Source organism: Acinetobacter sp. UBA2063 (assembly GCF_002333245.1).
Taxonomy (GTDB): Bacteria; Pseudomonadota; Gammaproteobacteria; order Pseudomonadales; family Moraxellaceae; genus Acinetobacter; species Acinetobacter parvus.
Map to the genome: position 1 here is coordinate 1 of NZ_DDAH01000199.1, position 9,522 is coordinate 9,522.

Sequence of the window (9,522 nt, forward strand, 5' to 3'; positions counted from 1 at the left end):
CGTGCAACTTGCGGTGTCATATCCGCACGCACACCAAGCAGGCGACCTGAAAGCTGGTCAATCACCTTAAAGGTGACCAAGTCTAAATCTTGATTGGATTCTGAAAGTGAAGACAACGATTCGATGTATTCAATAAATGGAGTGTATACCAGTTGATATCCTCGAACAGCGAGGAAATCTAAAGCTTCCCGTCGCAGGGTTTCAACCATTTGCGCTTGTTCGGGTAATACATCTGCTACCCCGTCAGGGAGCAACCATGTCTCTGAAATGGTCATGTTTCAAACCTAAAATCTGTTCAACGTGGAGGCATCCACATAAAAAGCAACCACATAAAAAAATCGGGTGAATGCCCGATTCAGCGTAGTGTAACATGAAGATTTCTATGATGCACCTGAGAATTTTAGTAAATCCCGCATAAAAATAGGCAACCAAAATGATTGCCTAAAATCAATTCCAAGTTTTTTAAATTTGATTATGCTGGGCTATACTCATACTTCACATCATAGGTAACACTGAAACCGTTTGCATTTACTGTCGCATTGATATTACCTACCGTACCATTAAAGCTACAGCTATTAATCTTAAACTGACCATTTGGTAATTGTGCTGTGACATCATTAGAACCACAGAATTCATTTTGATTAGCTGGTTTTGGAACATTCTTCACTGTTACTGTTGCACCTTGCCCCATCACAGAAGTTGTAACATTCAAATTATAATTTCCTGAAGGGATATTTGGATTATTTCCTAGATCAACAACGACATTTAGACCTGTTGTATCAACACTATAATTCCATGCAAAGTTTTGCCCATTGACGACGTACTGCACATTACAACTATATGTGCTACCAATACCCGTACATTTACTATTCAAACCATTAATCTTAACTTGATCCAGAACCTTGTCCAGACCAGTAGAATCTGCATTAAACGCAGTTTTAAAAATGTTTGGATAACCTTTACTCGTATCTATATTTGCATCAAATACGGTCTTTAAGTTCGCAACAACTTCTTTTGCGGCTTTATCAATAGCAGCATTTATTTCATCACTAGTACTGTCTTTAGTCAGTTTTGCCCAATTGGTATAAATTTCTGCCAATGAGTTGTAATCACGTTTTTCATCCGCTTTGTTGGCAGCCAAAATTGCCTGTGTGGTTAATTGGGTTACATTGACATTACCAGCAGCCGAAGCATAAGAATATAGGGTAACTTGGGATTCACCAGTACCTTTAGTTGCCTTTAATAAATAAGGTGCTCCCTTTTCAACATCGATACTGAATTTACCATCTGCCCCCGCAACAACTGATTTAGTTGTGCCATTTTTATTGACCACTTCAACATTCGCACCAGCCAGAGCAGCTCCAGTTGCAACGGTACCTGTAAGCTTTTCGGTTGTCGTTTGTTGCTGTCCAGAATTATTACTGGATGAGTTGTCATCATCATTACATCCCGCAACCATGACAACGGCACTCAATAAAGCTGAGCATATTGCCGTACGTTTTAAAGTTGTTTTATTCATTATCAGACACCCCTATGTGTTTTTCGATCAATACTTTATGAAGCACAAATTCATCATAATGAGCGTTCTAGATACACATCAAGTGGAATTGCAATCAAAACGGATGGTTAAAAAATATTTAACCACCCAACAAAAATTAATAATTGTTTTTTATAGGTTTTATGTATTGGAATATATTGCTTATTTTTCTTAAATTTGCATCAAAATATTTAATAAAAACAAATAGTTATACATACTAATTTATCAACCCCTTATTCAAGGGGGACAAATTTAGGGCATATTTTTCCCATTTTTAACAACCACTTCCAAAACATTGACCAACTCAACATTTTGCTTTTCCAACGCCGCAATGTTTGCAACAGTCCGATCCAGCACTTCTTGCTGGACATGCATTTTCTTTGCTAGGTCCTGCATAATTTCCAGACTCTTTTTAAGGTGGGATTCCAGATGTAGAACTTTTTCTTCCAGATACAATACTTGCGGATCAACAGCAGGTTGCTGTTTATTTTTAAACTGAAACCAAAACAAGAAAGTAACTGCAATCAATAACAGACCAATAAAACCCCAAATCAATATTAATATCATTCCGTTCTCCAAATCCGTTGTTATTTATTTAATATTTTTCGAATCAAATGATTCACATAAATCAAGTAAGCGATTGGCATATCCCCATTCATTATCATACCATGCAAAGACCTTGGCCTGATGTCCGACGACCATGGTCTGGGTTAAATCTACAATTAAGGAATATGGTGAGTGGTTAAAGTCGCTTGAAACAAGATCTTCATCTGTGACCTGCATAATCTGGGCATAGTGAAATTTCGCAGCCTTAGTCAGGACTTCATTGACTTTATGCACGGTAATAGGTGACTGGGAAATAAAAGTCAGGTCAATCGCTGCAACATTAATTGTAGGGACACGAATGGAATAACCATCAATACGGTTTTCCATTTTCGGCATCACCTGTTTTAATGCACCCAAAGCACTGGATGTGGTAGGAATAATGTTCTGTCCCGATGCACGGGCACGGCGCAAATCACGATGGGCGTGATCCAGCACCGACTGATCCGCAGTCACCGCATGGATTTCAGTCATCAGCGCTGTTTCAATTCCAAAGGCATCATCAATAATTTTCACCAATGGCACCAAAGCCTGTGTGGTACAGGACACACTGGAAATAATCTGGTCCGTGGCTTTGACTTCGGCATGATTGACACCATAGACAATTGCGGCATCAACAGAGTCAAAAGGCGCTGCCCCAATAATCACCCGCTTTGCTCCTGCCTGTATATGACGGGTTGCATCGGCTCTGGAACGAAACAATCCTGTACATTCCAGTACCACATCTATTTTTAAAGCCGCCCAAGGTAATAACTCAGGTTGTACCTGTTTAAAAACCTGTAGTTTTAATTGACGCTGATTGGACTGAATATTCAAGAAAATCTGTTCATCTTCTATCTGGATTTCAACCTGACCTGCAAAACGCCCGTGTGTGGTGTCATACTTAAATAAATGAGCCAATGTCCGAACATCAGCAATATCGTTAATTGCGACAATTTCAAACTGAAATTGTTTGGGATTTTCAAACCATGCCCGTAGCACATTGCGGCCAATTCGGCCAAATCCATTAATCGCGATACGTTGCATGTGGTGCCCTTAATTCATCAAAACATCATCTTTTCTATGTTATATGGTAAAACATGCAAGCCAGCATTGAATATAGATTTTTAGCCTAAACACAGTTTTATCTAAGATTACTTGTAAAATCGTTGGTCGGGCACACATTTTCCGCTATAATTTAGCACTTTCAAAATTATGGACGCTTGGTTGTGAGTACTCGTTTTATGACATCCGCTGAAATCCGTGAAGCATTTTTGCGTTACTTCGAATCGCAAGGGCATACACGTGTTGCTTCGAGTTCTCTCGTTCCTGCCAACGACCCAACTTTACTGTTTACCAATGCTGGTATGAACCAGTTTAAAGATTGTTTCTTAGGTTTAGAAAAGCGTGATTATGTTCGTGCTGTTTCATCTCAAAAATGTGTACGTGCAGGCGGCAAACACAATGACCTCGACAATGTAGGTTATACCGCACGTCATCATACTTTCTTTGAAATGTTAGGTAACTTTTCTTTCGGTGATTATTTTAAAGAAAATGCACTGAAATTTGCTTGGGAATTTTTAACCAGCGAACAATGGTTAGGCTTACCGAAAGATCGTTTATATGTCACGGTTTATCATACCGATGATGAAGCATTTGATATCTGGAACAAAGAAATCGGAATCGATGCTGAACGTATCATCCGTATTGGCGATAACAAAGGTGGCAAATACGCCTCTGATAACTTCTGGGCAATGGGCGATACAGGTCCTTGTGGTCCATGTTCTGAAATCTTCTATGATCATGGCGACCACATCTGGGGTGGCTTACCAGGAACACCTGAAGAAGATGGCGACCGTTTCATTGAAATCTGGAACAACGTTTTCATGCAGTTCAACCGTACTGCGGATGGTGTGATGCACCCTCTTCCAGCGCCTTCTGTTGATACAGGTATGGGTTTGGAGCGTATTTCTGCGGTTCTGCAACATGTCAATTCAAACTACGAAATTGACCTGTTCCAGCACTTATTAAAAGCAGCAGCTGACATCATTGGTTTGGATACCACCGCAATTGAAGCTGAAGCGAAAGCTCAAAATAAACCAGTTGAATACCCAGCTTCTTTAAAAGTCATTGCAGATCATGCACGTTCATGCTCATTCTTGATTGCTGACGGTGTTAATCCTTCAAATGAAGGTCGTGGTTATGTGTTGCGTCGTATCATTCGTCGTGCCGTACGTCATGGTAACAAGCTCGGTGCGACTGGTTCATTCTTTTACAAGATGTTGCAACCTCTGATTGAAGTGATGGGCGATGCTTATCCAGAACTTGCTGCACAGCAAGCACGAATTGAAGCGCAACTGCTGAAAGAAGAAGAGCAATTTGCGAAAACACTTGAACAAGGCCTGAAATTACTTGAAGGTGAATTGGCTCAACTAAAAGGCAATGTCATCCCAGGTGAAACTGTATTTAAACTTTATGATACTTACGGCTTCCCGACCGACTTAACCGCTGATATTGCGCGTGAACGTGACCTGACCATTGATGAAGCTGGTTTCGAAGTGGAAATGGCAGCACAACGTCAACGTGCGCGTGATGCAGGCAAGTTTGCAGTTGACTACAACAGCATTGTCAAAGTTGAGGGCGAAACCCAGTTTGATGGCTATGACGCAACTCAAGGCCAAGGTCAAATTGTTGCGATCTATAAAGATGGCGTGCAGGTTGATGAAATCAACGAAGGTGATGAAGCACTGATCGTATTAAACCAGACCCCTTTCTATGCTGAAAGCGGTGGTCAAATTGGTGACACAGGTATCTTCAAGAACGATACGGGTATTTTTGAAGTTCAAGATACTAAAAAATCTGGTGGTGCTTTTGTACACCAAGGTATCGTCACTATGGGTAGCCTAAAAGCGACTCAAAACGTTGAAGCAACAGTTAAAGCAGACATTCGTGCCGCAACCGCACGTAACCACTCTGCAACCCACCTTTTACATGCCGCTTTGCGTCAAATTCTGGGTGAGCATGTTCAGCAGAAAGGTTCTTTGGTTGCGAGTGATATTTTACGTTTTGACTTTGCCAATGACCAACCTGTTTCATTTGAACAATTGCAACAGATTGAGCGTTTAGTTAATGCTGAAGTGATTGCCAATACGGCAGTAAGCACTGAATTACTTGATATTGAATCAGCGAAAGCCAAAGGCGCAATGATGCTTTTTGGTGAAAAGTATGGTGAAGAAGTTCGCGTACTTTCTATGGGTTCTATTATTGAAGAGAAAAACTTCTCTATCGAGCTTTGTGGTGGTATTCATGTTAAGCGGACAGGTGATATTGGTTTATTCAAAATCACTTCTGAAGGTGGTGTAGCAGCTGGTGTTCGCCGTATTGAAGCCGTAACAGGTACAAAAGCACTTGAAGTTGTTCAAAAAGCTGAAGCTGATATTCAGACGATCAATGCTTTATTGAAAGCGCAAAAAGATCAAACTGTAGAAAAAGTTGAAGCGATTGTTGAAACAGCTTCAAGCCTACAAAAGCAGATTGAACAGTTAAACCAGAAATTGGCGAGCTTCCAGGCGGCTGACCTGCTTGATCAGGTGAAAGAAATTGCAGGTCGTCAAACCCTGATTACCACTGTACAAGGTTTAGATGCAAAATCATTACGCAACCTGCATGACAGCGTAAAATCAAAATTAGATGATGCAGTCATTATTTTAGCTGGCGTTGAGGGCGATAAAGTGAGTTTAATCGCCTCCGTTGCTAAACAATATACTGCACATCTAAAAGCGGGTGACATCATCAAACACCTGGCTCAGGAGCTGGGTGGCAAAGGTGGTGGTAAACCTGACTTGGCACAAGGTGGCGCGCCACTCAACGAGAAGTTTGATCAAGTGATTGCAGCCCTGCCTGCTTGGCTTGAACAATAATAAACACTTCACTTTTTGTGTAACTGACCCTGATGCCTCTCAGGGTCATGGCTTATATGGAACAACTATGGCATTAATCGTTCAAAAATATGGCGGCACCTCTATGGGTACTCCTGAGCGCATTTTAAATGTTGCTCGTCGTGTCAAGCGCTGGCATGATCACGGTCACAAGGTGGTCGTGGTTGTGTCTGCAATGAGTGGTGAAACCAACCGCCTGCTTGCGCTTGCAAAAGCCATTACCAGCACACCTGATCCACGTGAACTTGATCAAATGGTATCAACGGGTGAACAGGTTACGATTTCCATGTTAGCGATGGCGCTGAACTCGATTGGTGTGGAAGCTAAATCCTATACAGGTCGTCAGGTCGGTATCAAGACTGACAGCGCATTCACCAAAGCCCGTATTGAATCCATTGATACTGAGGTTATGTCTGCTAACCTTGATGCGGGCCGTGTTCTGGTTGTTGCAGGCTTTCAGGGTTTTGATGCCGATGGCAATATCACAACCTTAGGTCGTGGTGGTTCTGATACCTCTGGCGTTGCACTTGCTGCGGCATTAAAGGCAGATGAATGCCAGATCTACACTGATGTAGATGGTGTATATACCACCGACCCACGTGTTGCACCCAAAGCTAAAAAAGTGGATCGTATTTCATTTGAAGAAATGCTGGAAATGGCATCTTTGGGTTCAAAGGTCTTACAAATTCGCTCTGTTGAATTCGCAGGTAAATATCAGGTTCCATTACGCGTATTATCAAGTTTTGATAATGATGATGATGGCGCATTTGATGAAGAATTTAAACAAAACGTAGGCACACTTATTACTACTGAGGCAGAAGACGACATGGAACAACCAATTATCTCAGGTATCGCATTTAACCGTGACGAAGCAAAATTAACAATTTTGGGTGTTCCTGACGTTCCAGGTGTTGCATCTAAAATTTTATCACCAATCGGTGCGGCAAACATTGAAGTGGATATGATTATCCAGAATGTGGAAGAAGATGGCACCACTGATTTTACTTTCACAGTGAACCGTGGCGAGCTTGCGAAAGCGAAAAAGATTCTGGAAGAAACTGCTACAGCCATTGGCGCACGTGAAGTTGCAACACGCGACGATATCGTAAAAGTGTCCATTGTGGGTGTAGGCATGCGCTCGCATGCAGGTGTGGCAAGCAAAATGTTTACTGCACTGGCTGAAGAAGGCATCAATATCCTGATGATATCCACTTCTGAAATCAAGATTTCAGTGATTATTGAAGAAAACTATTTAGAGCTTGCGGTACGTTGTTTACATACTGTTTTTGGTTTAGACCGTGAACATGGCGAAAGCAGTGCACGTGCTTAATTAATAGCTGCTTAAACATATTTACTTTCAAGTAAATAGTAAAAAAATAAGAGCCACTATAGTTTTTACTACAGTGGCTCTGTTATATTAACCCATGAGGTTTTTCAGAGCATCTCAACAGAACTTACGAAAAAATATTGTTTTTACTTATTTCTGTTTAGATTTTTCTGTATATTAAGGCTGTGCTTTCAAACAATTCCCTGTTGCAAGTTTAAGCGTTTAGCAAGGAGATGAACATGCTGATTCTGACCCGTCGTGTCGGAGAAACATTAATGATTGGGGATCAAGTCAGTGTCACTGTGCTTGGCGTAAAAGGCAATCAGGTGCGTATTGGTGTAAATGCTCCTAAAGAAGTTTCTGTGCATCGTGAGGAAATTTACCAACGTATCCAACATGAACGTGCCATGCATGAGCATTTACAACATCTTGATCAAGATTATCAAGTTTCCTATGAAGAAGATAATAACGATTTTGCTCGACATAATAACTTTAATCGTTAATACGCAGAATTCTTCTCCAATAATTAAAGCGACTCATATTAGTCGCTTTAATTATGTTTAGGATAGATATTTTATACCCTATTATAAACCCAGTGCTTTTTTTACGGGTGCATAACTACGTCGATGCTCATAAATAACGCCATGTGCAGCAATTGCATCAAAATGAGCCTTGGTTGGATAGCCTTTATGTTTGGCAAACCCAAAATCAGGGTAGATTAAATCCAGAGCCTGCATTTGTCGGTCACGTGTCACTTTCGCTAAAATACTGGCGGCACTGATTTCAGCATGACTAGCATCTCCCCCAACAATAGCCTCACATGCAATGCTAATGCCCTTTGGAATTTGATTACCATCCACAATGACTTTTTCTGGCTGAACGTTCAAGCTTTCGACCGCACGGCGCATGGCAAGAAATGTTGCCTGTAAGATATTCAACTCATCAATTTCAGCATGTGTTGCCTCAGCAATTGACCAGGCCAGCGCTTTTTCCTGAATCTCGATAAAGAGTTTTTCACGCTTCTTTTCAGTCAGTTTCTTGGAATCATTCAGGCCCACAATGGGATTGTCTGGATCTAAAATGACCGCGGCCGCCACAACAGAACCAACCAGTGGGCCTCTTCCAGCTTCATCTACACCTGCTATTTTCATCTTTATCTCACAAAAGGCTGATCTCTCAGCCTAGTCTCTTATTGCACTCGTTTCAGTGTTTCAGCAACACAGGCGTTCACGGTTTGTGAAACCACCTGATTGACAATTGTTGCGCGTGCGGATGGATCAATGGCAGCAGTTGCAAGCTCAACAGCAGTTACACTATTCGGTGCCTTGTCACTGACACAGCCACAGACATTGGTTTGGATATTGTCACGCTGGTCCGCAGTCATATAACGTGTTGCGGTTTTCCATGCAGGCAATGTATTGATCTCATTCAGGCATTTCGCATTTACGGCGATTTTAAGCGCGGCCATACCCAACTGCTGTGAAGTTGTGGTTACTGGACTGGCTCCATTTGGGGCAACACATCCAGATAGCGCTAAAACAAGGGGAGCAGCAATCAATAATAACTTTTTCACGATTCTTACCTGTATCTTAATTTTGTCAGGCGTATTGTGCCTAAATGGCTTATTTTATGAAATAACACATCGCCATCTTTACATCATATAACAATGACAGATTCGGGTTTGATTAAGACTGTTGCACACATAAAACGCTCCATTACAACGATGCTGTATGAGACAGAAAAAGCCCTATTTAAAATCAGTTCATTTCAAACAGCCAGGATGTTGCAATGTCAAACTCAGCACAGTGTTATACCCGCACAGCACAAGTGTTGCAATTGCTGAACACATTCTGGCAGCCATTAAACATCATGTGACTGATAAGGATAATGTTTTGCTGAGTATGTTGAGACAGCCGAAATAAAATAACAACCATAAAAAAACCGCTTCACGCGGTTTTTTAAACTTAAATCTTTTTAATCTCTGCAATCCATTTCTGCTTTTCCTGATCAGAAATAAATGAAGCCTCAAAAGAGTTGGTTGCAAGCTGCTTTAACTCTTCATTGCTTAAATCCAAAGCTTGCTGGATGGCAATAAAATTATCATTCATATAACCACCAAATTGACATCCTCCCCGACC

9 protein-coding genes and 2 pseudogenes are annotated in these 9,522 nt (G+C 41.3%); 4 read left to right on the top strand and 7 right to left on the bottom strand.

Annotated elements, in window-relative coordinates; genetic code table 11:
• The 4 genes from B4H32_RS09680 to B4H32_RS09695 all read right to left on the bottom strand — a co-directional run.
• Positions 1-275 (bottom strand): ATP phosphoribosyltransferase regulatory subunit (locus B4H32_RS09680; protein WP_286802658.1); only part of this gene is annotated, 275 nt, incomplete at its 3' end.
• A 197-nt stretch (positions 276-472) separates the two neighbouring features.
• Positions 473-1,519, bottom strand: coding sequence for a carboxypeptidase-like regulatory domain-containing protein (locus B4H32_RS09685; RefSeq protein ID WP_004682518.1), 1,047 nt, complete (start codon positions 1,517-1,519; stop codon positions 473-475).
• A gap of 270 nt (positions 1,520-1,789) precedes the next feature.
• Positions 1,790-2,104, bottom strand: a complete 315-nt coding sequence (locus tag B4H32_RS09690) for a hypothetical protein (RefSeq protein ID WP_004676969.1) — start codon at positions 2,102-2,104, stop codon at positions 1,790-1,792.
• Positions 2,105-2,128: 24 nt separating this feature from the next.
• Entirely contained in the window at positions 2,129-3,166 is a 1,038-nt protein-coding gene (locus B4H32_RS09695) for a type I glyceraldehyde-3-phosphate dehydrogenase (protein WP_004682520.1), read from the bottom strand.
• Positions 3,167-3,348: 182 nt separating this feature from the next.
• Between B4H32_RS09695 and alaS the strand changes: the two genes are divergently transcribed.
• From alaS to csrA, 3 genes are all read left to right on the top strand, one after another.
• Positions 3,349-6,039, top strand: a complete 2,691-nt coding sequence (gene alaS / locus B4H32_RS09700) for an alanine--tRNA ligase (protein ID WP_171055692.1) — start codon at positions 3,349-3,351, stop codon at positions 6,037-6,039.
• A 67-nt stretch (positions 6,040-6,106) separates the two neighbouring features.
• Positions 6,107-7,387: an aspartate kinase gene (locus B4H32_RS09705; protein WP_004682601.1), complete on the top strand. Its 1,281-nt coding sequence runs from the start codon at positions 6,107-6,109 to the stop codon at positions 7,385-7,387.
• Between the two features lie 236 nt (positions 7,388-7,623).
• Positions 7,624-7,887 (top strand): carbon storage regulator CsrA, encoded by a 264-nt coding sequence (csrA, locus tag B4H32_RS09710; RefSeq protein WP_004676965.1) that lies wholly within the window; start codon positions 7,624-7,626, stop codon positions 7,885-7,887.
• Between the two features lie 81 nt (positions 7,888-7,968).
• Here csrA and rnhB read toward each other — a convergent pair whose 3' ends face one another.
• Both rnhB and B4H32_RS09720 read right to left on the bottom strand, forming a co-directional pair.
• Positions 7,969-8,535 (bottom strand): ribonuclease HII, encoded by a 567-nt coding sequence (rnhB, locus tag B4H32_RS09715; protein WP_004682602.1) that lies wholly within the window; start codon positions 8,533-8,535, stop codon positions 7,969-7,971.
• A gap of 38 nt (positions 8,536-8,573) precedes the next feature.
• Positions 8,574-8,957, bottom strand: coding sequence for a hypothetical protein (locus B4H32_RS09720; RefSeq protein WP_004682603.1), 384 nt, complete (start codon positions 8,955-8,957; stop codon positions 8,574-8,576).
• A 262-nt stretch (positions 8,958-9,219) separates the two neighbouring features.
• Between B4H32_RS09720 and B4H32_RS09725 the strand changes: the two are divergent.
• Positions 9,220-9,306: pseudogene (locus tag B4H32_RS09725) on the top strand (cytochrome b); the annotation flags it as partial.
• Positions 9,307-9,348: 42 nt separating this feature from the next.
• Here B4H32_RS09725 and B4H32_RS09730 read toward each other — a convergent pair.
• Positions 9,349-9,522: pseudogene (locus B4H32_RS09730) on the bottom strand (hypothetical protein); the annotation flags it as partial.